Annotated in this window: 24 protein-coding genes; 14 read left to right on the top strand and 10 right to left on the bottom strand. The window is 39.0% G+C overall.

Annotation, left to right across the window (positions count from 1 at the left end):
- Positions 1-100: 100 nt before the first annotated feature.
- A complete protein-coding gene (hpt, locus tag B806_RS0104530) occupies positions 101-628 on the top strand; it encodes a hypoxanthine phosphoribosyltransferase (protein WP_002115408.1) in 528 nt (175 codons plus the stop codon).
- Positions 629-800: 172 nt separating this feature from the next.
- Positions 801-1,052 carry a GlsB/YeaQ/YmgE family stress response membrane protein gene (locus B806_RS0104525; RefSeq protein WP_002115476.1) on the top strand — a complete coding sequence of 84 codons (252 nt, stop codon included), beginning with the start codon at positions 801-803 and terminating at the stop codon, positions 1,050-1,052.
- Between the two features lie 52 nt (positions 1,053-1,104).
- Here the strand turns inward: B806_RS0104525 and B806_RS0104520 are convergent, their stop codons facing one another.
- Both B806_RS0104520 and dmeF read right to left on the bottom strand, forming a co-directional pair.
- On the bottom strand, positions 1,105-1,803 hold the full coding sequence (locus B806_RS0104520; protein ID WP_017386219.1) for a DsbC family protein: 699 nt from the start codon (positions 1,801-1,803) through the stop codon (positions 1,105-1,107).
- Between the two features lie 95 nt (positions 1,804-1,898).
- A complete protein-coding gene (gene dmeF, locus B806_RS0104515) occupies positions 1,899-2,885 on the bottom strand; it encodes a CDF family Co(II)/Ni(II) efflux transporter DmeF (protein WP_025466666.1) in 987 nt (328 codons plus the stop codon).
- Positions 2,886-2,942: 57 nt separating this feature from the next.
- Between dmeF and B806_RS0104510 the strand changes: the two genes are divergently transcribed.
- Entirely contained in the window at positions 2,943-3,206 is a 264-nt protein-coding gene (locus B806_RS0104510; RefSeq protein WP_009392876.1) for a metal/formaldehyde-sensitive transcriptional repressor, read from the top strand.
- A gap of 48 nt (positions 3,207-3,254) precedes the next feature.
- Here B806_RS0104510 and mnmE read toward each other — a convergent pair whose 3' ends face one another.
- From mnmE to rpmH, 5 genes are all read right to left on the bottom strand, one after another.
- Complete coding sequence (gene mnmE / locus B806_RS0104505; protein WP_009392881.1) at positions 3,255-4,610, bottom strand: tRNA uridine-5-carboxymethylaminomethyl(34) synthesis GTPase MnmE; 1,356 nt, start codon at positions 4,608-4,610, stop codon at positions 3,255-3,257.
- Positions 4,611-4,700: 90 nt separating this feature from the next.
- Positions 4,701-6,461, bottom strand: a complete 1,761-nt coding sequence (gene yidC / locus B806_RS0104500; RefSeq protein ID WP_002115440.1) for a membrane protein insertase YidC — start codon at positions 6,459-6,461, stop codon at positions 4,701-4,703.
- Positions 6,462-6,466: 5 nt separating this feature from the next.
- Positions 6,467-6,787: a membrane protein insertion efficiency factor YidD gene (yidD, locus tag B806_RS0104495; protein ID WP_017402669.1), complete on the bottom strand. Its 321-nt coding sequence runs from the start codon at positions 6,785-6,787 to the stop codon at positions 6,467-6,469.
- A gap of 10 nt (positions 6,788-6,797) precedes the next feature.
- Positions 6,798-7,190 (bottom strand): ribonuclease P protein component, encoded by a 393-nt coding sequence (gene rnpA, locus B806_RS0104490; RefSeq protein ID WP_005063921.1) that lies wholly within the window; start codon positions 7,188-7,190, stop codon positions 6,798-6,800.
- 29 nt (positions 7,191-7,219) lie between these two features.
- Positions 7,220-7,354, bottom strand: coding sequence for a 50S ribosomal protein L34 (rpmH, locus tag B806_RS0104485; protein ID WP_000831329.1), 135 nt, complete (start codon positions 7,352-7,354; stop codon positions 7,220-7,222).
- Positions 7,355-8,035: 681 nt separating this feature from the next.
- On the opposite strand from rpmH, the gene dnaA reads away from it, so the two are divergent.
- The 6 genes from dnaA to B806_RS0104455 all read left to right on the top strand — a co-directional run bounded on the left by dnaA (position 8,036) and on the right by B806_RS0104455 (position 15,801).
- Positions 8,036-9,445, top strand: coding sequence for a chromosomal replication initiator protein DnaA (gene dnaA / locus B806_RS0104480; protein WP_002115442.1), 1,410 nt, complete (start codon positions 8,036-8,038; stop codon positions 9,443-9,445).
- A 97-nt stretch (positions 9,446-9,542) separates the two neighbouring features.
- Positions 9,543-10,691 (top strand): DNA polymerase III subunit beta, encoded by a 1,149-nt coding sequence (gene dnaN, locus B806_RS19995; RefSeq protein ID WP_002115478.1) that lies wholly within the window; start codon positions 9,543-9,545, stop codon positions 10,689-10,691.
- A gap of 14 nt (positions 10,692-10,705) precedes the next feature.
- Positions 10,706-11,788, top strand: coding sequence for a DNA replication/repair protein RecF (recF, locus tag B806_RS0104470; RefSeq protein ID WP_002115479.1), 1,083 nt, complete (start codon positions 10,706-10,708; stop codon positions 11,786-11,788).
- Positions 11,789-11,840: 52 nt separating this feature from the next.
- Positions 11,841-14,309 (top strand): DNA topoisomerase (ATP-hydrolyzing) subunit B, encoded by a 2,469-nt coding sequence (gene gyrB, locus B806_RS0104465; RefSeq protein ID WP_002115497.1) that lies wholly within the window; start codon positions 11,841-11,843, stop codon positions 14,307-14,309.
- A 37-nt stretch (positions 14,310-14,346) separates the two neighbouring features.
- Positions 14,347-14,739, top strand: coding sequence for a cytochrome b562 (gene cybC / locus B806_RS0104460; protein ID WP_017402668.1), 393 nt, complete (start codon positions 14,347-14,349; stop codon positions 14,737-14,739).
- 135 nt (positions 14,740-14,874) lie between these two features.
- Complete coding sequence (locus B806_RS0104455) at positions 14,875-15,801, top strand: hypothetical protein (RefSeq protein WP_017402667.1); 927 nt, start codon at positions 14,875-14,877, stop codon at positions 15,799-15,801.
- A gap of 50 nt (positions 15,802-15,851) precedes the next feature.
- Here B806_RS0104455 and B806_RS0104450 read toward each other — a convergent pair whose 3' ends face one another.
- Positions 15,852-17,780, bottom strand: coding sequence for an ATP-binding cassette domain-containing protein (locus B806_RS0104450; RefSeq protein WP_017402666.1), 1,929 nt, complete (start codon positions 17,778-17,780; stop codon positions 15,852-15,854).
- A gap of 253 nt (positions 17,781-18,033) precedes the next feature.
- Here B806_RS0104450 and B806_RS0104445 point away from each other — a divergent pair, with 253 nt between their 5' ends.
- The 4 genes from B806_RS0104445 to erpA all read left to right on the top strand — a co-directional run bounded on the left by B806_RS0104445 (position 18,034) and on the right by erpA (position 22,118).
- Positions 18,034-19,038, top strand: a complete 1,005-nt coding sequence (locus B806_RS0104445) for a putative solute-binding protein (protein ID WP_017402665.1) — start codon at positions 18,034-18,036, stop codon at positions 19,036-19,038.
- Positions 19,039-19,293: 255 nt separating this feature from the next.
- Positions 19,294-20,301 (top strand): putative solute-binding protein, encoded by a 1,008-nt coding sequence (locus B806_RS19725; RefSeq protein ID WP_002115480.1) that lies wholly within the window; start codon positions 19,294-19,296, stop codon positions 20,299-20,301.
- 352 nt (positions 20,302-20,653) lie between these two features.
- Positions 20,654-21,658 (top strand): putative solute-binding protein, encoded by a 1,005-nt coding sequence (locus tag B806_RS0104435; protein ID WP_005804873.1) that lies wholly within the window; start codon positions 20,654-20,656, stop codon positions 21,656-21,658.
- 124 nt (positions 21,659-21,782) lie between these two features.
- Complete coding sequence (gene erpA / locus B806_RS0104430; RefSeq protein ID WP_002115421.1) at positions 21,783-22,118, top strand: iron-sulfur cluster insertion protein ErpA; 336 nt, start codon at positions 21,783-21,785, stop codon at positions 22,116-22,118.
- Positions 22,119-22,178: 60 nt separating this feature from the next.
- Here the strand turns inward: erpA and B806_RS0104425 are convergent, their stop codons facing one another.
- Together B806_RS0104425 and B806_RS0104420 are read right to left on the bottom strand one after the other, a co-directional pair.
- Positions 22,179-23,021, bottom strand: coding sequence for an alpha/beta hydrolase (locus B806_RS0104425; protein WP_017386212.1), 843 nt, complete (start codon positions 23,019-23,021; stop codon positions 22,179-22,181).
- A gap of 126 nt (positions 23,022-23,147) precedes the next feature.
- A complete protein-coding gene (locus B806_RS0104420) occupies positions 23,148-24,275 on the bottom strand; it encodes an anhydro-N-acetylmuramic acid kinase (RefSeq protein ID WP_017386211.1) in 1,128 nt (375 codons plus the stop codon).
- A 61-nt stretch (positions 24,276-24,336) separates the two neighbouring features.
- Here B806_RS0104420 and tyrS point away from each other — a divergent pair, with 61 nt between their 5' ends.
- Complete coding sequence (gene tyrS, locus B806_RS0104415; protein ID WP_002115433.1) at positions 24,337-25,569, top strand: tyrosine--tRNA ligase; 1,233 nt, start codon at positions 24,337-24,339, stop codon at positions 25,567-25,569.
- Positions 25,570-26,042: the final 473 nt, after the last annotated feature.

The raw sequence follows: 26,042 nt of genomic DNA, 5'->3' as shown, positions 1-26,042 counted from the left end.
ACGTCATTTTGCTTTAAAATTTTACCATTAACTCAGATTTTCGAGGTGTTGCAGGTCAACACCTTTTTTATTTTTCTTTTATATCTTGTAGGAATCTGCCATGACTGTTGCAATGAGCATCATGATTTCAACCGAAGAAATTCAAGCAAAAGTCAAAGAGCTCGGCGAGCAAATTAACGCTCACTATGCAAATAGTGATAAAGAATTAGTTCTTATTGGACTACTTCGTGGTTCTGTTATTTTCATGGCAGACTTGTGCCGTACAATTACTAAACCGCATGAACTCGACTTCATGACAGTGTCTAGCTACGGCGGCGGTACGACTTCAAGTCGAGATGTCAAAATCTTAAAAGATCTTGACGGTGAAATTCGCGGTAAAGATGTATTGGTTGTTGAAGACATTATCGACTCAGGCAATACCTTAAGCAAAGTCGTTGAAATGTTGCAAACTCGCGAGCCAAATTCAATTCAACTCTGCACATTAGTGAGTAAACCATCTCGCCGTGAAATTGATCTTGAAGTGAAATTTTTAGGTTTTGAAGTTGAAGACAGATTCATTGTGGGTTACGGCTTAGACTACGACCAGAAATATCGCCACTTGCCATTTATTGGTGAAATTGGTTTATAAATTTCAGAGAAATAGCACCGCAAGGTGCTATTTTTTTATATAAAGCCTTAGCTTTGAACAAAAAAGACACAAAAAGTCGCAATCTGCTACAGACAAAATAGACAGCTCTACCGCACGATAGAATATGAAGCAAAATCATTAACTTCATCAAAAAAACAACTGGAGAACAAATATGTGGTCACTTATTGTTGCTATTGTAGTTGGTTTCTTTGCTGGCTTAATCGCTCGTGCTTTGCATCCTGGGGATGATAAAGCAGGTTTCATCGTAACGACCTTGATTGGTATTGCAGGTTCACTTCTAGCTACTTATGGTGGTCGTTTACTTGGACTTTACGGCGAAAACTCAGCTGCAGGCTTTATCGCATCCGTGATTGGTGCCATCGTTATTCTTTTTATCTACAACTTGATTGCACGAAAAAGCTAAACTTTAATTCATTTATAAAAAAAGCACCTTATGGTGCTTTTTTTAATTTATTTTAAAGACCTAACTCTTTCCATACGGCCTGAATTTCTTCAGCAGAGCGTGCGCCAACCAGTTTGAAACCATTTGCAAAAATTAAAGTAGGAGTGCCGTTAAAGCCGAGTTTTTTTCCTAATTCCAAATTACGGTCAATTGGGTTTGCACAGCTCGTAACTATTGGTTTAACACCTTGCTGAATCAGTTTTTTCCATGAGTAAGATTGATTTGGTGCACACCAAACTTGTCTAGAAACCACAATAGACTGAGGTTTTAAAGGATAGATGAACGTATAAATAGTCACATCTTTAAGCTTATCGAGTTCAGGTTCAAGCTGCTTACAATAAGGACAATTTGGATCAGAAAATACTGCTAAAACATGCTGGCCATTACCTTTGACTGTTTTAATCGCATCTTTTAAAGGCAGTTGTTTCCAATCAATTGAGTTCTGTCCTAAAACTAGATCTTTGGTTAAGTTCTTCTGGTCTTTTAACCGAATCATAGAGCCTACAAACATATGTTGCCCATCTTCACCAACATAAATGATTTGCTGATCAAGATTAGCGCTATATAGCCCAGGCATTTCAGTTTTCTGAATATTGCTAATTTTCAAATTAGGATATTGTTTTTTAATATTTTCCCTAACAGTATCTACATTAGCGAAACTCACACTTGTAGTTAGGCTAAATAACGCCAATATTCCTAATTTTTTAAGCATAAAACTGACTCATAGGTAGGAGAGGAGATCATTTTAATCAGTTCAGCTTTTTAAAACAGAACTGATTACCGAGTTATAACCAAACTTCCACTCATTTATGCCAATGTTTCACGTGGAACATAAATAGGTTTTAGAGTATTAATTTCTACAGATATATGCACGATTTCATCATGAATGGACAAAGCATGACGTATCTGATCTGCGGTTAAAGAAATATCATCAGTTTCGAGTGCCAAAATACAAGAAAACTTACCTTTCGCGACTTTCCAGACATGAATATCCGTAATTTCAATATATTTAGGAAACTCAGCAATGACTTCACGGATCTCTTCAACTACCGGATGATCCATTTCTGCATCTAAAAGGGTTTTTCCTGTCTCTTTCATTAATCCCAGAGACCATTTTGCAACCAAAATAGCACCTAAAATTCCTAAAAGTGCATCTAAAAAATCCCATCCGAAATACTTACCTGCGAAAAGCGCAATAATTGCAAAAACAGAAGTTACTGCATCTGCAACTACATGTAAAAATGCAGCTTTTTGGTTTAAATCGTGGTGATGATGCCCATGGTCATGCTCGTGATGGTGATGGTGATGGTGATGGTGATGGTGATGGTGATGGTGATGGTGCCCATCATCGTGAAGTAACCATGCGCAAATCAAGTTAATGACCAAACCTAAAATTGCAATCGGAATCGCTTCATTATAAAAAATTTCAACTGGACTAAATAAACGTTGTATCGACTGAAACGCCATAAAAATGGCGACAACCATCAACAAAATTGCACTGCTATAACCCGCTAAAATCTCGATTTTCCACGTTCCGAAACTAAACCGATGATCTTTGGAGTAATGACGAGCCGCGCGATAGGCAAAATAAGCTAAACCGAGAGCCAACATATGGGAACTCATATGCCAACCATCAGCCAGTAGTGCCATTGAATTGAAAAACCACCCACCGAATATTTCTAACACCATCATGGATGCCGTTAAAATCGTTGCAATCAAAATACGTTTTTGTGCAAGTGGATTTCCTTCATCAAACTGATGTTGATGATGACGTGATACACTATGATCCTGCATAATATTTAAACCCAATATACTCCCTACCAGTATATTGAATTATACAAGAGAACACAGATGAGTCACATTGGTCAGGATAAAAAAATAGTTAATCGTGTAAAACGACTAAAAGGACAAATCAACAGCATTGAGCATGCTGTTGAACAGCCAGATATTTCATGTATAGAAATACTACAACAAGTTGCTGCAATTAAAGGGGCAATAAACGGTTTGATGAGTGAATTAATGGAACAGCATTTACATCACCACGTGCTCAAAGACGCACAAGTTGATCAGAATGAGCTAGATGAGTTTTTAAAGGTTCTAAAAAGATACGGTTAACGAGGTGACTGAATGACACAGCCATGTGCATCATTCAGAATTTTGTAATTATTTTCCAATACAGAATGAACCAAAAATCTTGCCTAATAAGTCATCGGCACTAAAGTCACCAGTAATTTCACCTAAAGCATTTTGGGCAAGACGTAGTGACTCAGCAACCAGTTCACCTGCGTTAAACACAACAAGTTGCTCACGTGCTTCTGAAAGATAGAGCTGCGTGCGCTTCATTGCGTCTAAATGACGTGTTCTTGCAATAAAGGTGTCTTCCTCAGGATGGAAGCCTGCATGCGCTGTAATCGCGTCTACGAGGCCTTGTACGCCCATTTCTTGTTTTGCAGAAACGGTTATATGACGGAAACCTTGAAAATCACTTATTTCAGCTAATTGACCAGTTAAATCGCATTTATTACCAATTAACATTAAACGACGCGGTTCAATATGTTCCGCAAAATACTCTTGAGCGAGTTTTAATGGGTCATCACCTTGGTTTAAATCATAAACCAGCAATAACAAATCAGCTTGTTCAATTTCTTTGATTGCACGACGAATCCCTTCTTTTTCAACGATGTCACCTGTTTCACGAAGACCCGCAGTATCTGTTAAGGTGATTGGTAAACCATTTAAGCTAATTTTTTCATGTAAAACATCTCGAGTTGTACCTGCAATATCGGTCACAATTGCACGCTCAACACCAGCAAGTGCATTTAACAAACTCGACTTACCCGCATTTGGTTTACCCGCAATAACGACTTGCAAACCTTCACGGAGTAATTGCCCTTGTCGTGCAGAGGTTTGAACGGCATGTACCGACTGCTGAACATCTTCAAGTAAAGCTAAAATTTTGCCATCTGCCAAGAAATCGATTTCTTCTTCAGGAAAATCAATTGCTGCTTCAACATGCAAGCGTAAATGAATCAGTTTTTCTAAAACGGTATTAATTTTTGTTGAAAATGCGCCTTGTAAAGAGCGAACCGCAGAGCGTGCCGCAGCTTGCGAAGTCGCATCAATCAAGTCGGCAATCGCTTCCGCTTGTACCAAGTCCATCTTGCCATTTTCAAAAGCACGCATGGAAAATTCGCCGGCTTTTGCAGCAATTGCACCAAGCTCAAATAGACGTCCAAGCAAGGCATTTTGGATGACTGGACCGCCGTGACCTTGTAGCTCTACAACATCTTCACCTGTAAACGAGTGAGGATTGGGAAAGCATAGAACAATCCCTTCATCCATAATACTGCCATCAGCATCATAAAATTTACGGAAGCCCGCCATACGCGCTTCTGGCAAGTTTTTTTGTGTCAGGTTTTGAGCAATTTCATAAGCCTTAGGTCCAGATAGGCGAATCACGCCCACACCACCACGCCCAGGTGGCGTTGCAATTGCGGCAATCGTGGTTTGACTTTGCATATTATTCACCTAAAAACCTAAAATCCAGCCAAAGAAAAATCCGCCTAAGATTACCACCTTAAGCGGATTTATTCAGCAAAAGTTCAACGATTAAGAAGCTGATTCAGTCTTATTGATACGACTTTTCTCAACGCTCTTATTAATAAACGACTGCTGTAAAATAGTAATACTGTTGTTCACAATCCAGTACAGTACGAGACCGGCAGGGAAGAACAACATAAATACCGTGAACATAATCGGCATAATGCGGAACACTTTTGCCTGCATTGGATCAGCCGGTTGCGGGTTCAACATTTGCTGCGCAAACATGGTAGCACCCATGATTAACGGCAAGATGAACCAAGGATCCATTGCTGACAAGTCTTGAATCCAACCTAACCATGGTGCGTGACGTAATTCCACACTTTCCATGAGTACCCAGTACAAAGCAAGGAAAATTGGCATTTGTAGCAACAATGGTAAACAACCTGAAAGTGGATTTACTTGTTCACGCTTGTATAAAGCCATCATTTCTTGCGAGAAGCGCATACGGTCTTCACCGAACTCTTCTTTCATGCGTTGCATTTCTGGTGCAATCACACGCATTTTCGCCATAGAACGATAACTTTTTGAAGATAAAGGCCACAAGATCATCTTCACCATAATGGTAAGCAAGATGATTGACCATCCCCAGTTGCCCACAATGCTATGGAAGAATTGAAGACCTAAGAACAAGAGTTTAGCAATCGGCCATAACCAACCATAATCAACAGTCTGATTTAAACCAACAGCTAAATCTTTTAATTCAGATTGTACTTTCGGACCTGAATAAAGTTTTGCATCCACTTCCATTGAAGTGCCTGCCGGAACATTAATCACTGGTGAGGTAAAACCAATGATATTCATGTGATCAGCAGATTGACGAGATTCAAGCTTAGCTACATAAGGCTGACCATTCGCTTGAGTCAGCTTAAGGTTTCCAGGAATCCAAGCACTTACAAAATAATGCTGAACAATCGCAACCCATCCACCTTTCGCTTCAGTATTTACTTTTTCTTCTGAGAAATTAGCAAATTTAAGCTTGTTGTAATGTGCATCAGGCGTTCCCCAAGCTCCACCTAAGAAAGTTCCTAGAGTGAAAATACCTTGAGAAGATTTACCTGGATCTTCAGAATTATCGCGCTTTAATTGTCCAAACATCTGACCTTGCCAGCTTTGTTGGCTACGGTTAATGACTTGATGTTTTACAACAATTGGATATTGACCTTGAGTAAAGGTAAAAGTTTTAATAATTTCAACGCCTTCAGGTGTTTTAAATACCATCGGAACGTTTAAAACTTTTTCAGATTGACCCTTTTGGTCCTGTACACCTTTAGCATCAGCCAAAGTATATGATGTCTTTTCAACAGCATATAATGGACGACCACCACGACTACTATCTGGTCCATTCAAACCAATTAAGCCAGATTGAGCAACATATGTACGCTTGGCATCATTTTCAAGCATAACAAAAGGTTGATCGCTGTCTTTGCTTTTGTCGTGTGAGAGTAATTCAATACGAACAATATCACCACCTTTTGGATTGATCCAAATATGGTAAAGGTCAGTTTGTACTGAAATAAGCTGTTGATTCACAGGTGCAGTTGCATCTGTGGTTTGTGACTGCGCAATATTTGCTTGTGGCACATCGGAAGCCACTGTTGCATTTTTAGCATTTGGCAAATCAGCAGATACTTCATGCGAACTTACAGCTGCCGCTTGTTGTTGCGGAGCAGTTGCAGCATTTCCATAATCTTTTTGCCAAGCCAAAATGAGCAAATATGCGGTGACAAACATGGCCCCGAGAATTGCAAACCTGGCCCATTGTTGCATATCTATTACCCCAAATGGTTAGAGAGATTTTGCTTCAGTAAACGATCACGAAAGGGTACAGCAACATGATGCGTTTGAGAATCTATTTGATGAAACGAAATAAAACGAATTGCTTTTGGCGGTACCGGATCATATCCAGATCCTCCCCACGGATGACAACGACATACCCGTTTAGAAGATAACCAAACGCCTTTTATCGCACCATGAGTTTGCAATGCTTCTATCGCATATTGGGAACAAGTCGGGATATAACGACAACGGGGTCCAAGAAGCGGACTAATCGCAATTTGATACAGTCGAATCAACCAACGTAGAAAACGGACCATTGGCTATCTCTTAATTCTGCGAGGTTGTGCCAACTTTAGAATGTTTTTTTGCTAAGCGCTGTAATTTTTGCCAAGCAAAGTCTAATTGTTGATATAGCTCAGCATTCGTAATCGTTTCTATACCAACTTTCGGCATCACTACAACATCTATGTCTGATCCAAAATTCGGCTGATGTAGACGAAAGCTCTCACGAGCAAGACGTTTTATTCGATTTCTTTCATGCGCTCGGCGCACTTTTTTCTTAGCAACAACAATACCCAAACGGCTTTTAGGCTGTTCGGTTAATTTTGCAAGAAATAAAAAATGGGGTTGATGCACTTTAAAAAGCGCACCATCAAATACACTTTTATAATCTGCAGCACAGCGTATTCGCACGTCTGTGCTAAAACTGTAAAGTGTCATCACACCCAAGTCTGGTCAGCGTAACAGTATTAAACAGTTAAGCTATGACGACCTTTTGCACGACGACGAGCTAATACTTGACGACCAGCTTTAGTTGCCATACGAGCACGGAAACCATGAACGCGTTTACGCTTTAATTCAGATGGTTGGAAAGTACGTTTCATATTGAAACTCCCAAAAATGATCTTTCTATAAAGGTCCGCGATTTTATTGTGCAATGTTTACGCTGTCAATGAAAAACCAAGAAAGTTTTGTATTTAACCCAAATTTTTAATCTCTTCTCTTCTTTTTATCACGGTCATAATTCAGTGCAATATATAGCTTTAAAAGTTATACACAAAGTAATTGTCTATTTTTATTAGAACTTTTAATATATACACACCTTATATACATATTTATCAACAAAACAAGATACCATCTTGGTTTGGATTTGCTGTATTTGAATTTAAATTCATATTTTGCAGTTATCCACAAAAGATCTGCATCCTATTAAATAAATTCAAATTTAGAAATTTAAATTTATTCTTATTAGGGATAACTTTTTCTGTGGATTTCGCACTTTTAAATTTAAAAAACATATATTTGGGTTGTTGATAACTCTGTTTTTACTATATTTATGGATTGTGGATAAGTTTATGTGTTAATTTATCCACAGGTTGTGCAAAAAGTTATACACAAGCCATTTTGAATTTAAATTTATTCACAAGAGATTTCTTTTTAGACAAAATCAACTGAAATCGTCATGACAGATGTGGATAACTTGGTTAGAATGGCGACCCCTTCTCATCAGGAAGGGTTAATCTTTAGATTATTTGAATTTAAAAACGCAGAAATAGGGGATACACATGCTTTGGACAGACTGCTTAACTCGCTTGCGACAAGAGCTCTCTGATAACGTCTTTGCGATGTGGATTCGCCCATTAGTTGCTGAAGAAGTAGAAGGGACACTGCGTCTTTATGCACCTAATCCTTATTGGACGCGTTACATTCAAGAGAACCATTTAGAATTAATTTCTATATTGGCCGAACAGTTATCAGAAGGGCGAGTACGTCAGGTTGAGATTTTAGTTGATTCTCGTCCTGGTAGTATTTTGTCATCAGGTGAGCAGCCAGCAACTACAACTGCTGCTTTGCAAACTGCGCCCCAACAAAGTATTAAAGTAAAAAAAGAACCAGATTCTATTTCCAGTTCACCTACTACTAATAGTGTAGTGAACCCAAAAACACCGAAAAAGAAACTATTAAACCCCCAATTTACTTTTTCTTTATTTGTTGAAGGCCGTTCGAACCAGATGGCTGCTGAAACATGTAGAAAGGTATTAACACAATTAGGTGCTTCACAGCATAACCCTTTATTCTTATATGGTCCGACAGGATTGGGTAAGACTCACTTGATGCAGGCAGTTGGTAATGCTTTATTGCAAGCCAAGCCTAATGCACGGGTGATGTATATGACCTCTGAGAGCTTCGTTCAGGATTTTGTAAGTTCTTTGCAAAAAGGCAAAGTTGAAGAATTTAAGAAAAATTGCCGTTCTTTAGATTTATTGTTGGTCGATGATATTCATCTTTTAGCCGGTAAAGAAGCAAGCTTGGTTGAATTTTTCTATACATTCAATGCATTACTTGATGAATCTAAACAGATTATTTTAACTTCAGATCGTTATCCAAAAGAATTGACCGAGTTGGATCCACGTTTGGTTTCACGCTTTTCTTGGGGACTTTCTGTAGGCGTTGAACCGCCAGATATTGAAACTCGTATCGAAATTCTATTGAAAAAAGCCGAAAATAGCGGCGTTGATTTACCTCGAAACTGTGCATTATTTATTGCACAACAAGTAGTTGCTAACGTACGTGAACTTGAAGGTGCACTCAATAAAGTCGTCGCAATTTCTCGGTTTAAAGGTGCACCAATTGATCTTGATGTTGTCCGCGAGTCTTTAAAAGATGTGTTGGCAATCCGTGCACGTACAATTAGTGTAGAAAATATCCAACGTGTGGTGAGTGAATATTTCCGTATTCCTTTAAAAGAATTGGTAGGACCAAAGCGGACTCGAATCTATGCGCGACCACGTCAGTTAGCAATGGGACTTGCTCGTGAGTTGACTGGTGATAGTTTTCCCGAAATTGGAATGGCTTTTGGTGGACGTGACCACAGTACAGTCATGCATGCTTGCGAAAAAGTAGTAAGTCTACGTGAAGAAGATCCGATTTTTGACGAAGATTATAAAAATCTATTACGTCTACTCCAGAGTTAATGAAATGATAAGACGTTGTTGCAAAGTCTACGTAAGTGCAGCATAGTACACAGCTAAAAAATGAAATATTTGCTCCAAGTTGCTAGAGGAATGAATCGTGCGTTTGAAAATCGCTAAAGAAAGCTTACTCAATGTTTTATCGCATGTTGTCGGTGCGGTAGAACGTCGTCATACATTGAATATTCTTTCAAACGTCAAAATTCAGACTAATGCTCAGGCACTCACCATTACCGGTTCTGATTTAGAAGTTGAGCTGGTTGCCAGTACTGTTTTAACAGAAGGGGCATGCATTGAAGCAGGTGAAACAACTGTTCCTGCTCGTAAGTTGATGGAAATTTGTAAATCATTGCCTACAGCTGCATTGATTGACTTACAAATTACTGAAGATCAAAGATGTATTTTAAAATCTGGTAATAGCCGTTTTGTATTAGGTACTTTACCGGCAGAAGATTATCCATTATTGACCACTGAAAATAGTCAAGGTACACAAGTACAGGTCACTCAACGTGAGTTAAAGCGTTTATTTGAAAAAACGGCTTTTGCTATGGCTGTACAAGATGTACGTTTCTATTTAACGGGTACTTTATTAGAAATTGATGAAAATCAATTACGTGCAGTAACAACAGATGGTCACCGTTTAGCACTTTGTGAAATTACTGCTTCTTCTACATCATCTCAATTGGTCCAAGCAATTGTGCCTCGTAAAGCTGTTGGTGAATTACAGCGTTTACTTAGCATTGAAGATGAACAATTAACGTTGCTGATTGGTCGTGAATTGTTAAATGTCACAATTAATACGCCAAGCCGTGACAAAGAGCAGGGCGATATCACTGTTCGCTTTACTACAAAGTTGATTGATGGAAAATTCCCTGATTATCGTCGTGTAATTCCACGTGGTGGCGATAAACATGTATTAATTAGCCATGATGTGTTTAAACAATCATTACAACGCGTCGCAATTTTGAGTAATGAGAAGTTACGTGGTGTTTTCTTGAATTTTAATCAAGATTCTTTACAGCTACGTGCAAATAACCCTGAACAAGACGAAGCGATTGAAGATTTAGCGATTCAGTATCAAAACATACCGCTTGAAATGTCATTTAATGCGCAATATTTGCTGGATGTTTTAGGTGTGCTTGATGGTGATGATGTAAATATGAGCATGACTGAGGCAAATCAATCTGTATTGGTTCAAGATCCGGCACATCCTGATCAAACCTATGTCGTTATGCCGATGCGTGTATAATCTGGCTATCTAATATGCATCTTACGCGTTTAAATATTGAACGTGTGCGTAATTTAAAAACGGTTGCACTCCAAGGGTTGCAACCGTTTAATGTATTTTATGGCGCTAACGGTTCAGGAAAAACTTCAATACTGGAAGCAATCCATTTGCTTGCAACAGGGCGGTCGTTCCGTACCCATATACCTAAAAATTATATTCAATACTCTGCTGAAGATGCGATTGTTTTCGCGCAATCTGCAACTGAAAAAATTGGCATGCAAAAGTTGGCCTCTGGTGAGCAGTTGATGAAGGTCAATGGCGATACAGTGGCTACACAAGGACAACTCGCTAAACTGCTTCCTTTGCAGCATATTGATCCACAAAGTACAGATATTATTGACCATGGGGCGAAACCTCGGCGCCAGCTTTTAGATTGGCTGATGTTCCACGTGGAACCTGAGTTTTATTTTGCTTGGCAATATTATTCTCGTGCATTAAAGCAGCGTAATACTTTACTTAAAACCAGACGGAATATTTCTCTAGCGGATTTAGAGCCGTGGAATAAAATGTTGAGTGATTATGGTGAAATTTTACACTCTCAGCGTTTAAGTATTGTGGAACAATGGAATGTCTTTTTTCAAAATGATTTAAGTCAATTGCTACCTGATCTAGAGATTGAACTGGAATATAGTCCCGGTTTTCATACAGAGCAGGGACTCATGCAAGACTTGCTGAATCAACACCAAAAAGACATCGAACGACGCTATACCGAATATGGCCCACATCGTGCAGATTTGCGCTTAAAAACCCCGTTTGGACATGCTGATGTAGTTTTATCAAGAGGTCAGAAAAAACTCTTGATTATTGCCTTAAAACTGTCACAAATTGCAATGTTACATGCGAGTAATAAGGAAACTGTGGTATTATTAGATGATCTGACAGCAGAATTAGACTTAACCGCACAACAACGTTTAATTGAACGATTAAGCCAACTTGGTAGCCAGGTTTTTATGACAACTTTAGATCATGCATCGGTAAAAAAACACTTACATGATCTGTCTATTTCATATCAATTATTCAATGTTGAATCCGGTCAAGTTAGTCTTGCTTCACCATAATTTTTTGATGTTACCCATCTTTGAATAAACCTATATTTGCTAGGGAGAAACCATGAGTTCAGAGTCTCAATCAGCCTCTCAAACAGAACAAACCAATGAAAAGGCTTATGATTCCTCTAGTATTAAAGTATTACGTGGATTAGATGCAGTTCGTAAACGTCCGGGTATGTATATTGGGGATACAGACGACGGTACCGGTTTACACCATATGGTATTCGAGGTTGTCGATAACGCAATCGATGAAGCTTTAGCTGGGCATTGTGACGAAATTATTGTCACGATTCACGAAGATGAATCGGTAAGTGTTTCTGATAATGGCCGTGGTATTCCAACAGATATCCACCCTGAAGAAGGGGTGTCTGCAGCGGAAGTAATTCTTACGATCTTGCACGCAGGCGGTAAGTTTGACGACAACAGCTATAAAGTTTCAGGTGGTTTGCACGGCGTAGGCGTTTCAGTTGTAAATGCGCTTTCAAGTAAATTGCATTTAATTATTAATCGCGCTGGCCAAGTGCACGAACAAGAGTATCACCACGGTGATCCGCAATATCCATTACGTGTGATTGGTGAAACGGATAGCAGTGGTACAACTGTACGTTTTTGGCCAAGTGAACTAACTTTTAGTCAAACTATTTTTAACGTTGAAATTTTAGCGCGTCGTTTAAGAGAGCTTTCATTTTTAAACGCGGGCGTGCGTATTGTTTTACGTGATGAACGTATTAACCTTGAGCACGTATATGACTACGAAGGTGGTTTATCTGAGTTTGTAAAATACATTAACGAAGGTAAAACTCATCTAAACGAGATTTTCCATTTCACTGCGGATACAGAAAACGGTATTGGTGTAGAAGTTGCATTGCAGTGGAATGAAAGTTATCAAGAAAACGTGCGTTGTTTTACCAACAATATTCCTCAAAAGGATGGCGGTACTCATTTAGCAGGTTTCCGTGCGGCTTTAACACGTGGTCTTAACCAATATCTTGAAAATGAAAACATTCTCAAGAAAGAAAAAGTCAATGTGACAGGTGATGATGCCCGTGAAGGTTTAACCGCGATTATTTCGGTCAAAGTACCTGATCCGAAGTTCTCTTCTCAAACTAAAGAAAAACTAGTATCGAGTGAAGTAAAACCAGCGGTTGAGCAAGCAATGAACAAAGAGTTCTCTGCTTACTTACTTGAAAATCCGCAAGCTGCAAAATCGATTGCTGGTAAAATTATTGATGCTGCGCGTGCACGTGATGCTGCACGTAAGGCGCGTGAAATGACACGTCGTAAGAGTGCACTTGATATTGCAGGTTTACCAGGTAAATTGGCAGATTGTCAGGAAAAAGACCCGGCACTTTCTGAATTATATCTAGTCGAGGGTGACTCTGCTGGTGGTAGTGCTAAGCAAGGTCGTAATCGTAAAATGCAGGCTATTTTACCGTTGAAAGGTAAAATCCTGAACGTTGAACGTGCACGCTTTGACAAAATGATTTCTAGTCAGGAAGTCGGTACTTTAATCACTGCACTTGGCTGTGGTATTGGTCGTGAAGAATATAACCCTGATAAGCTCCGCTATCATAAAATCATTATCATGACCGATGCCGACGTCGATGGTTCGCACATCCGTACCTTGTTGTTAACGTTCTTCTTCCGTCAAATGCCAGAATTGGTTGAGCGTGGGCATATTTATATTGCTCAGCCACCTTTGTATAAATTGAAGAAAGGTAAGCAAGAACAATACATCAAAGATAATGATGCGTTAGAAACTTATCTCATCTCAAATGCGATTGATGAGCTATCTTTGCATACCAATGCTGAAGCACCTGCAATTACAGGTGAAGCACTTGCGAAAGTGATTCAGGACTATCAGGTTTCACAAAAGAGCTTACAGCGCTTAACTTTACGTTATCCAGCTAGCTTACTTGATGCTTTACTTGAAGTAGAAGCATTCAAGAGTGATCAAAACCATGATGAAGCTTATGTACAACAATGGGCAGATCAGGTACGCGATATCATTACCAGATTACAGCCAAGTTTACGTCCAGAAATCTCTTTAGAGGCATTTGAGCGTGAAAATGCTCAAGGTGAAAAATCTGCGCATTATTGGCCGCGTATTACTGTCTATGTTCATAATCTGCCGCATGCGTATTTGCTTGATGCAGCTTTACTGAATTCTGCTGAATATGCACGTTTATTGAAAAACTCGAAGAGTTGGTTCACTTTACTTGAAGACGGTGCTTTTTTACAAAAAGGTGATCGCCGTATTCAAGTGGCTAACTTCCATCAAGTTTGGCAACATATTTTACAAGATTCACGCCGCGGTATGATGATCCAACGCTATAAAGGTCTTGGAGAGATGAATGCTGAACAGTTGTGGGAAACAACAATGGACCCTGAAAACCGTAATATGTTGCAGGTAACTATTGACGATGCGATTGAAGCAGATCGTATGTTCTCTTGCTTGATGGGTGATGATGTGGAACCACGTCGTGCATTCATTGAAGAAAATGCTTTAAATGCGGATATTGATGCTTAATTGTTAACACGATTCTAAATCAGTCTAGGGAGAGAAGATGATGGGTCAGAAAGTATTAGCTAGTTTGTTAATCTCATGTGCGTTTTTAGGAAGCTCTGCTGTTTGGGCAGCTGATTTAGAAACGAATATGAAAACTTTAGCTAAGAGCACTAAAGCATTTGCTGAAGCGAAAGATGCTGCTAATGCGAAACAACAACTTGTTGTAATGCGTGAAGCAGCAGTTTCTTCTAAGCAATATTTGCCGCATAAACTCGAAGGTTTGCCATCAGAAAATGTAAAGGTAAAAGAGTATCAAGCTGGTTTAGATCAGCTTGTTGCCGAGATTGATAAAGTAACTGTTTTAGTTGAGCAAGGACAATTAGATCTAGCCAAAACTGAAGCAATTAATTTAGTCAAAATACGAAATGAAAATCATAAAAAATTTAGATAATTGATTTTTTATGGTAAAGGGCTAATCATCATTAGCCCTTTTTTGTATCCGAAAAAAGTATTTTGTTTAACAAGTAAACTATTCGAAGTTATATTCTCTATGCGGTACTTACTAATAACAATAGGAAATATAATTATGAAAAAAATACAAAAACTCTTATGCATTGGAATCATATTTTTTAATTGTTTATTTCAACTGCATGCTGCGATAGCCCCCACCTTTTATGGAAAATTAGTATTTCATCGTTATAGTGATTATGAGGCATGGGACAGTAAGCTTTATCTTTATAACTTCACAACACAGCAGACCACATTACTCGGCGCAAATTGGAAAATTGACCATATGATGAATGGCCATTTCTCTCCAGATGGAAAATGGTTAACGTTTATGGGAGTGAATTCTGGACAGCATTATGGCGATGCATGGGATGTGTATGTTTGGAAAGTCGGAAGCACTGAGTTACCCATTAACCTAACTCAGGGCAATAATAAGCGCGATGAAGACCCTAAATTTATAGATAACCAGCGTATTATTTTTAAACAAAATGGCGATCTAAAAATCATTAAAATGATGGATCGTACGATGACTTCTGTGACTCAAAATGGTTGGGATATAGAAGAATCGATGCCTTATCCGATGGTGAATACCACTCAAATTTTGTATGCAAAAGGTGCTGGAAATAATTCTAGAATTTTTAGTATTGATCAGTCGGGTGCTTATGATACACAACTGACCAATATCGCTTCATATTATCCAGTATGGTGGCAAGGAAGTCGGTTCTTATATGTGCGCTGGTATAGCCCAACAAATCCTCATGACCAGATCTATATTTATGATATGGCTAATAAACAAACTACACGTTTGCCATTTAACAACACCAATTATGATACTTCCGATCCAGCTCCTTTAGATCAGCGTTACATGGTGGTATCTCTTGCAGGACAAACAGGGAGTCGAGGTGGTTATGATTTATATATCGCTGACAGCTTATCAAGCAGTGTTTGGCCTTTACCGATCAATACCAATTTAAATGAATTAGGGGCTTTTTATACGCCTTACTAATCAATAAAAAAGCCGATTAAGAAATCGGCTTTTTTATTTTAGAAAATGGATTAATCAAAAGAAGCTTCCATTTCTTCTAATTCCATCATGAGTTCCAAAAGCTGCTCTTCATGTTGCTCAAGTTTAGCTTTCACCTCTGTCTGCTCATTCATAAGTTTGAGTAGATCATCCTTACGTGCAGCCTCATATAAAGATGTGTCTGCTAAGGATTCTTCAATTTTGGCGAGCTGTGGTTGTAGCTTTTCAATTTGTGATTCAACCTTTTCAATATTTTTACGAATAGGGCGAGTCTGTTCACGACGGCGAGCTGCTTCTTTACGCTGTGCTTCTTTATCAACTTTAGCAGGCGCTGGAGCGGCAGAGGAAGAGTTGTTCTGTGCGACGGCAGTCTGAGCATTAATTTGCTGCTGACGTGCTTCACGTAGCCATTTAGCATAGTCCTGTAAATCACCCTCGAACTCAGTACATTTACCGCCGTGTACTAAAAGAAGCTCATCACATACACTTGCAATAAGTTGACGTTCGTGGGAAACCAGAACAACGGCACCTTCAAAATCTTGTAATGCCATGCTCAGTGCATGACGCATATCAAGATCTAAATGGTTCGTCGGTTCATCGAGAATTAAAACATTTGGACGCTGCCATACAATCAGTGCTAGGGCTAAACGAGCGCGTTCTCCACCAGAAAAGCTTTCACATGGCGTATCCATGCGTTCACCACTAAAGCCAAAACTACCTAAGAACGAACGTAGAATGGCTTCACTAATTTGTTTATCTGCTATACGAGCAAGCTGTAGCATTGGGCTAGCATGACCATCTAAAGCATCCATCTGGTGCTGTGCAAAGTAACCAATATTAAGCAGCTCGGAAGCTTTACGTTCACCTGCCAAGAGTGGTAAATCACCAACCAAGCTCTTAATCAATGTTGACTTACCTGCGCCGTTCATCCCAAGCAAACCAATACGTGAGTTCGGTGTAATTTGTAATCTAATTTTTTCGGCTATTTGCTTATCACCATAACCAATACTGGCATTATCTAAAGTCAGCAACGGTGAACTCATTTTAGTCGGTTCACGGAAACTAAATGTAAACGGCGTATCTACATGGGCTGGTGCAAGTTGCTGCATGCGCTCAAGTTGTTTAATACGACTTTGTGCTTGACGAGCTTTAGTTGCTTTTGCCTTAAAACGGTCAATAAACTTTTGTAAGTGAGCACGTGTTTCTTGCTGCTTTTCAAAAGCTTGTTGTTGCTGGGCAAGACGTTCACTACGTGTGGTTTCAAATGTAGAGTAGTTTCCGGTGTAAAGCGTGAGTTCTTGATTTTCAATGTGAAGAATATGATCTGTAATCGCATCTAAAAAGTCGCGGTCATGCGAAATTAGAATGAGTGTACCTTCATAGGCTTTAAGCCAATCTTCTAACCACAGAATTGCATCCAAATCTAAGTGGTTTGTTGGCTCATCCAGTAAGAGTAGATCAGAACGACTCATGAGGGTACGCGCTAAATTTAAGCGCATACGCCATCCACCCGAGAAGCTCTCAACGTTCAAACGTAATTGATTTTCTAGAAAACCAAGGCCTGCCATGAGCTGCGCAGCTTTAGAGGGCGCTGAATAACCATGGATTTCATCAAAACGGCCATGCAATTTAGCCAATTCAAAATCAGTCAGTTGATCTGGTTGAGCAAGCTTATTTTGTATATCCCAAAACTCTTCATCACCTGAAAGAACAAAATCAATTGCAGGCATATCTAGGGCTTTTACTTCTTGCGCCATATGCGCCACGGTCCAGCCTGTCGGACGAGTAAGTGAACCTTCATCTGCACCTAAACTTCCAAGTAATGCAGCAAATAAGGTCGATTTACCTGCGCCATTTACACCAGTTAGACCAATCTTCCAACCTGGGTGTAATTGCATAGACGCTTTTTGAAATAGAACACGTCCACCGCGGCGTAAAGAAACTTGGTCAAATTGAATCATCTTATTGTATCGAGGTGAGTTAGGGATGCTGTATTTTAAAGAGAACTGCCGATGAAAACAAAACTTTCCGGATTTTAGTGAGCAGGTATTAATAATTAGATATATCCAGACATTCTAAATTTCGCTATTCATCCGAAATTTTCAAAATATTGAACAAGATAGAATACTTTTAAAAAAATATGGCTAAAATAAAAACAGTTTGAAATTTGGTTGATTAATGAGCTACTAATAAAACTAGACTAAGGAAAGTCAAATGAAAAAAAGATTGGGGATAATTGGTGCAGTATTTTGCTGTGCTGTGGGGACAGTACATGCTGGGCAAAGTGTCTGTGTGTTTGATTTATTAGGAAAGTCAGGTGAATCCTATAAAATGATGGAAGAGTGGGCGCTTGCAGCGAAAGAATGGCAAGCAGATATCACTTTAATTCCATTTCAAGATGAAGGCTTAGTTGACCGTAGACTGCGTGAAGGAAAATGTGACGCCGCTTATATGACCTCCATGCGGGCGCGAAATTATAATAAATTTGCAGGTTCAATTGATGCGATTGGAGGGGTAACCAGTAATGCAATCGCCCAAAAAGCTATTAGTTATGTTTTAGATAAGCGTAATAAACATCGCATGGTGACTACACAAACTGGAACCAATTACGAGGTCGTTGGTATTGTTCAGATTGGATTGGCTTATTTATTTGTAAGAGATAAAAACCTCAACTCAATTGAAAAAGTACGTGGGACTAAGTTTGCTATTTTGCAATATGACGCAGCACAAAAAATTATGGTGGAAAGCGTTGGCGCTCAGCCCATTCCTTCAGAAATTACCGATTTTGTGAAAAAGTTTAATAGTGGCCAAGTCGATGCAATTGCGGCACCAGCCTATGCTTATAAACCTTTAGAGATTGGTAAAGGGGTCGGCGTGAAAGGGGCAATGTTTACTTTCCCCGTAGTTAACGTTACGGGTGATTTAATTGCCCGAAGTGATAAGTTCCCCACAGATTTCGGTATAAAGTCACGTGCTTGGTTTATACAAAAATTACCTCAGAATTTTGCCATGATAAAACGGCTAGAAATGAGCGTACCCTCAAAAATTAAAATTAATTTTTCAGCAGAAGACAAAACTAAATATCAAAAAATTTTACGTGAAGGTCGCCTCAGCTTAACAAAACAAGGTGTATATGATGCAACAATGATGAGTGTGCTAAAGCGCGCCCGCTGTACAGTTGAACGGACAAATTTTGAATGTACGCTTAATGGAGAGTAGTTTATTTTTTAAACACAAAAACGCTACATATATTTCAAAGCTGAATATGGGTATGAAAATTGTGAATATAAAAAGTAACTTACGGAAAATTAGCGATTTTTCCTTTTAATAAATAATTTAAAACCAACAAACAATGGTTCAATGAGATAAAAATATTTGAGTAAAAGCTCTATTTTTTTCTAAAAAACATGATTAATATCTGTGTTTGAAAGGAAACTTCAAACAAAAAATCTGTTCCGTGGAAGGATGAAGAAAATGAAAAAAATCGTACTTGCTATGGCTGCCGCTTCTGTTGTTGGTTTTTCTGCTTCAGCGCAAGCAGCGAGTACCGTATGTGTATTCGACCTCTTAGGAAAAGCAGGCGACTCATATAAAATGATGGAAGAATGGGCTCTTGCTGCAAAAGGCTGGGGTACTGAAATTAACTTAGTTCCTCGTCAGGACGAGGCTGTTGCCGATAATGATTTTAAAGCGGGTAAATGTGATGCTGTAGCAATGACAGCAATGCGTGCACGCCAATATAACAAATTCGCAGGATCTATCGACTCACTTGGTGGTGTTCCAAATAACCAAATCGCTCAACGTGCAATTACTTATGTATTAGATGCGCGTAATGCAGCAAAAATGACCACGAATATGGGTGGTAAAAAATACGAAGTTGCTGGTATTTCTCCGCTAGGTTCAGCATTCATTTTCGTACGCGACAAAAACATCAACTCTGTTGAAAAAGCTGCGGGTAAAAAATTCGCTGTACTTGGCTATGACGATGCACAAAAAATTATGGTGCAACGTGTAGGAGCTCAAGCAGTTCTTTCTGATATCTCAAACTTTGCTGCTAAATTTAACAATGGTCAGGTAGATATGGTAGGTGCACCTGCTTATGCTTACAAACCATTAGAGTTAAATAAAGGTTTAGGCGCAAACGGTGTAATGTGGAACTTCCCTGTATTACACGTTACAGCAGATCTAGTATTACGTTCTGATAAATTCCCAGCTGGTTTTGGTCAAAAATCTCGTGACTGGTTTGTTAAACAGTTACCGAAGAGCTTTGCAATGATCAACCGTTTAGAAGCGCAAATTCCTGGTAAATACAAAATGAACTTAAGTGCAGAAGACAAACTTAAGTATCAAAAAATGTTGCGTGATGGCCGTATGGACTTAACTAAACGCGGTGTTTACGATGCTGGAATGATGTCTGTACTCAAAAAAGCACGTTGTTCTGTAGACAAGGCTAACTTTGAATGTTCAATGCCTGGTGAATAATCCTAATTTCTCTCAGAAAGCCTAGACTGAGTTCTAGGCTTTTTGTTTTATATGCGCTGTCAGTTCTGCCATTGTGGATAAATAGAAAGACGTTAAGCTAAATTTAGATAAAAACTTCATCAGGAAACATGAAGGTATAAAAATGGATCAAGGACTTGAGTGATTAAAATAATTGCTAATAGGTAGGTTAATCGCTATCTATTTTTCATGGAAATAAAATCATAAAAGCAAAAACGGTCTATAAAAATATTCCAACATGATTTTTATGTGAAGCGTATCCGATTCATACCTAATCGGTGTGAAATTTTTTGGTATCGAAAAACAAAAACTCCACAAGGAAAGGAAAAAGAATATGCAATTTTCCAAAACGCTATTACTTGCGATGGGACTTACCACAGTTTCTTTTGCAGCCGAGGCTAAACAAACAGTATGTGTTTTTGACTTCGTTGGAAAAAATGGAGACGTTTATGCGCTGATGAAGGATTATCAACTTGCCGCAAAAAACTGGGGAGCTGATATCGAGCTTAAAGTAAACCAGAATGAAGCCGTGATTGCCGAAGATTTTAAAGCAGGTAAATGTGATGGTATTAGCGTGTCAGGGATGCGCGGGCGTCAATTTAACTCATTTACTGGTTCATTAGACGCAATTGGAGCGATTCCTGACCTCAAGCTTGCTGTAAAAGTGATGCAAGGTTTAGCGAGTCCGACTTTTAGTAAATATATGGTTAATGGTCGCTATGAGGTCGTCGGTGTTATTCCGGTTGGTGATGCTTACCTTTTAGTAAATGACCGTAGCATCAATACAGTAGCGAAAGCTGCAGGAAAGAAAATTGCTGTTCTTGACTATGATGAAGCACAAAAAATTATGGTTCAGCAGGTCGGGGCACAGGCTGTGAGTGCTGACGTAACAAATTTCGGTGCGAAATTTAATAACCATCAAGTTGATATTATTGGTGCGCCAGCAGCAGCATTTAAACCTTTGGAACTACAAAAAGGTTTAGGCACAAAAGGTGCGATCGTGAATTATCCAATCTTACAGGTCACAGGAAATATTATTATCCGACCTGATAAGTTCCCAGCTGGTTTTGGCCAGAAATCTAGGGAGTGGGTTTCGGGTCAGCTACCACGTGCTTTTACCATCTTGGGTAAAATGAAAGCTGATATTCCACAAAAATACTGGATGGATGTCCCAGCAGCCGATAAACCAGGTTACCAAAAGCTCATGCGTGAATCACGAATTAACCTTACACAACGCGGTGTGTATGATAAACGCATGATGAAACTATTATGGCAATTCCGTTGCAAGCAAGATGCTAAAAACTTCGAATGTGGCTTACAGGATGAGAATTACAAATAATCTTGATAAAAATACTCAAGATTCGCTTTAAACTTCGAAGACAGACCCTATATTGATTATGCTATACTCAATATAGGGTCTTTTTTATTTTGAAAGGCACAGCAAAATCCGAGGAACAATCATCATGAATGCCCAAGCTCTAGTTTTGACAGATAATGCTGCCAATAAGGTACGCCAACTCCGTGATAGTGAAGGGAATGACGATCTCATGTTACGTGTATATGTAACAGGAGGCGGGTGTTCAGGGTTTTCGTATGGCTTTAATTTTGCTGAAAGCGTAAATGAAGATGATGCAGAATTTGTAAATGGCGATGTAAAAATGCTGGTTGACTCACTTAGCTACCAATACCTCATTGGTTCAGTAGTTGACTATGTAGAAGGTCTTGAAGGTTCGCGTTTTATCGTACAAAACCCGAATGCAACAACAACATGTGGTTGTGGTTCTTCATTCTCGATTTAATAGAATTTTAAAATTTAAAAAACCTCTCTATTTTGAGAGGTTTTTTTATTGATCAAATCATTATTTTTTACGGACAGATTCTAAAAAGTATTGCACCAGTTCAGGCGCATTCTGATAGGGAATCCAATGCGACGCATCCATAAAAACTGCTTCATAACTATTTTTAAAATAATGTGAGTTTAGCTCGGCGCTTTTTTCTGTAACGGCAATATCATGTTTACCCCAAATAAAAAGAGTGGGGACATCTATGGCTTTAAACGGATTTTGAGGTTTGTCCCAAAAAAAGCCACGATACCAATTCAACGCCGTAGTTAATCTATTTTCCTTTATAAACTCAGCCTCAAATATCGCAATTTGCTGTTCAGTCATGCCTGATGACTTTAGAAACTTACGACCCAATTTAGGTATCTTTTTAAATAAAAGTTCGGGCAGAATTGGTAACTGAAAAATTGCAAAATAATAAGATTTAAAAAGTTGTCTACTGCTTAAACAAGCTTTTAAAAATGCAGCTTGGTGAGGCACAGAAACTAAAGTGAGATGCTGAATATATTGTGGATATTTCATAGCAACGCCTGACGCAATTGCCGAGCCCCAGTCGTGCCCAATTAAATAAACTGGCTGACCAAGCTGCTCAATTAAACTTGCCACATCTTCTACAAGTTCACTTAATGAATATTTAAATCGGCTTTGAGGCCTAGCATTTAAACTATAACCACGTTGATGAATCGCAAGTGTTCTAAATTGATACTCATGCAATAATTCCGAAGTCTGCTCCCAACTATGGGCAGTTTCTGGAAAACCATGCAATAAAACAACGAGAGGACCATCTATAGGGCCTGAATCAATCACATCGAATGTCCAAGCCCCGCGTATATATTGATGAATACGTTTGGTCAGATCCATACAAACATGCCTTAAATTATTTTTATCGGCATTTATCATGAGTTTTTATGCTCATTTAAATAACAGCATTTCGGGTCAGTAAATGTGCTATGAGGTCGAATCTAGCCAATCAATCAACAAATAGTTTTATACCGCCGTGATCGTGCCTAGGATTCTGAAATCCGAAGCACCTGTTACTGCTGGTAAATTACCACTTAAACCATCTACAAAGCGCATTGCTAACCATGCAAATGCTGTAGCCTCGACCCAAGTAGGGGAAAGTCCTAACACATCGGTAGGTTGAACAGACCAATTATGTTTACGTAAACGCCAACGTAATTGTTCTAACAAATAAGAGTTATAAGCACCACCACCACAGACATATACTTCACCTGTTTCCATCTCAGAACGATAAATTGCTTTTTGAATGGCACGCACAGTAAGTTTTAATAGGGTAGCTTGGATGTTTTCAGGTGTATCTTCTAACTCGTCATAAGTTAAATCATTTCGCCAATCGATTAACTGATCATCTAACCAATCAATATTAAAGTCTTCACGTCCTGTGCTCTTAGGCGGTTCTTTAGAAAAATACTCGTGGGCATGGAGACGGTCGAGTAAAGAGCGGATAGGATGACCATAAGCAGCCCAATCACCATTTTCATCATATGGATGACCTGTATGGCGATGGCACCAAGCATCCATCAAAATATTTGCAGGACCTGTATCAAAACCAAATACGCCGTCACTGTTATTGGCAGGCAGCATACTCACATTAGCAATACCACCCAAATTCAAAATTACACGATGAATACTTGGATGTTGAAATAATGCTTGATGGAAAGCCGGAACCAATGGCGCGCCTTGACCACCTGCTGCCATATCTCTACGACGGAAATCTGAAACAACCGGAATCTGAGTGATTTCAGTAATGATGTTTGGATCACCAATTTGTAACGTAAAGCCATGTTCTGGACGATGACGAATGGTTTGTCCATGCGACCCAATTGCTTTAATTTGGCTACGGTCTAATTGGTGCTTTTCAATCAGAGTATTAATCCCATGACCAATCATTTGGGCTAGAGCAACATCAGCTTTACCCATGCGGTCAATTTCATTGTCATCGGGTAAAGTTAATGCCATAAGCTCATCACGTAACTCGGGTTCGAATGGAACTGTAAGAGTGGCATGAAGCTGTAGTGGCTCAAATGAAGCCGCTACAATATCCACACCATCCATACTAGTGCCAGTCATTACGCCGATATAGATTGCGCTCATATGCAACTTCCCCTGCAAGACGCTGAAAAAATGTTAGTATATCGCACAAATTGAATAACTGATGTGTTTAGGTTTTGTGATGTCAAATTTCTTGCCCGCCGAAGAACAGCTTGCCCTCATCCAACGAGGCACGCACGAAATTATTTCAGAAGAAGATTTACTGAAAAAGCTTAAAGAGAATCGTCCTCTTAAAATTAAAGCTGGTTTTGACCCTACAGCACCAGATTTACATTTAGGACATACGGTTCTTATTAATAAACTAAAAACTTTCCAAGACTTGGGCCATGAAGTTACCTTCTTAATTGGTGACTATACAGCGATGATTGGTGACCCAACTGGCAAAAGTGCAACTCGTCCGCCGTTGTCACGTGAACAAGTAGAAGCTAACGCTAAAACTTATCAAGAACAAGTATTCAAGATATTAGACCCAAATAAAACAAAAGTACGTTTTAACTCAGAATGGTTTAATCAAAAGTCTGCTGCTGACCTTATCCAATTAGCAAGTCAACAAACCGTATCACGTATGTTAGAGCGTGATGACTTTACTAAGCGTTATAGCAACCATCAGCCGATTGCAATTCATGAGTTTTTATATCCTTTAGTTCAAGGTTATGACTCAATTGCGCTTGAAGCTGACGTTGAGTTAGGCGGTACAGACCAGACCTTTAACTTACTTATGGGTCGTACTTTACAAAGCCGTTATGGCCAAGAATCTCAAGTGTGTATCACCGTGCCGATTCTAGAAGGTCTAGATGGCGTAAATAAAATGTCTAAATCTTTAGGTAACTATATTGGTGTATTTGATACACCAGGTGCAATGTACCAAAAAGTTTTATCAATGCCAGACTCTTTAATTGAACGCTATTTCGATTTATTAAGCTTCAAATCTCTTGATGAGATCAAAGCTCTATTAGATGAAATTGCTGCTGGTCGTAATCCGCAAGAAGTAAAACGTATTCTTGCGCTTGAGCTAGTTGAACGCTTCCATGATGCAGAAGCTGCTGCTAATGCCCATAAGAGTGCTGGTAACCGTATTACAGAAGGTGAAGTACCTGAAGACACACCAGAAGTGACTATTTCACTTGGTGAGTTTGGAGGAGAAATCTTTATTGCTACGATTTTACGTGTAGCAGGCCTAAATCCGAATGCAGCTGCGGCAAAAGATGCGGTAGCTCGTGGTGCGGTAAAAGTTGACTGGAATGCTGTTGATGCAAGCTTCTCTGTAAAAGAAAACGGAAGCTTTATTATTCAATCAGGTAAAAAAGCAATTGCACGTGTAATTTTCACTGACTAATAGAATAAAGTTATAGAGTAAAAAGCAGGAGTAATCCTGCTTTTTTATTTCTGATCATAAAATCAATTAAGCGTTCCACGTGGAACAGTTTGTAGTTAACTTAATAAGTAGAAAAATAGAATAAGTAAAGAATAGAAAGTATTAATCAATAAATAGAGTATTTGCTCTAGTCTGTCTTTGGAATCTTTGGAATCTTTGGAATCTTTGGAATCTTTGGAATCTTTGGAATCTTTGGACTTAAGGGACTATATATGTCTATAAACTCTATTAAAGACATAGGAAATTAAAAATGTCCCAAATTCTTAAATATAAAACTAATAAAAGGCAGTGAAAACGCCTAAAAAAAAGCCATATATATCACTTTTTTCGCAAAATAGTAGAAAAAAACGGCACTCAAGTGAAAAAGGCTGAAATACCCCTTGCAAAGGGGATGAGATGGTCTATAATGCACATCCATCGGCGGTGATGCAGAT

Source organism: Acinetobacter sp. TG2027 (assembly GCF_000302435.1).
Lineage (GTDB): Bacteria > Pseudomonadota > Gammaproteobacteria > Pseudomonadales > Moraxellaceae > Acinetobacter > Acinetobacter pittii.
This window is presented reverse-complemented; position numbering and strand designations above follow the sequence as displayed.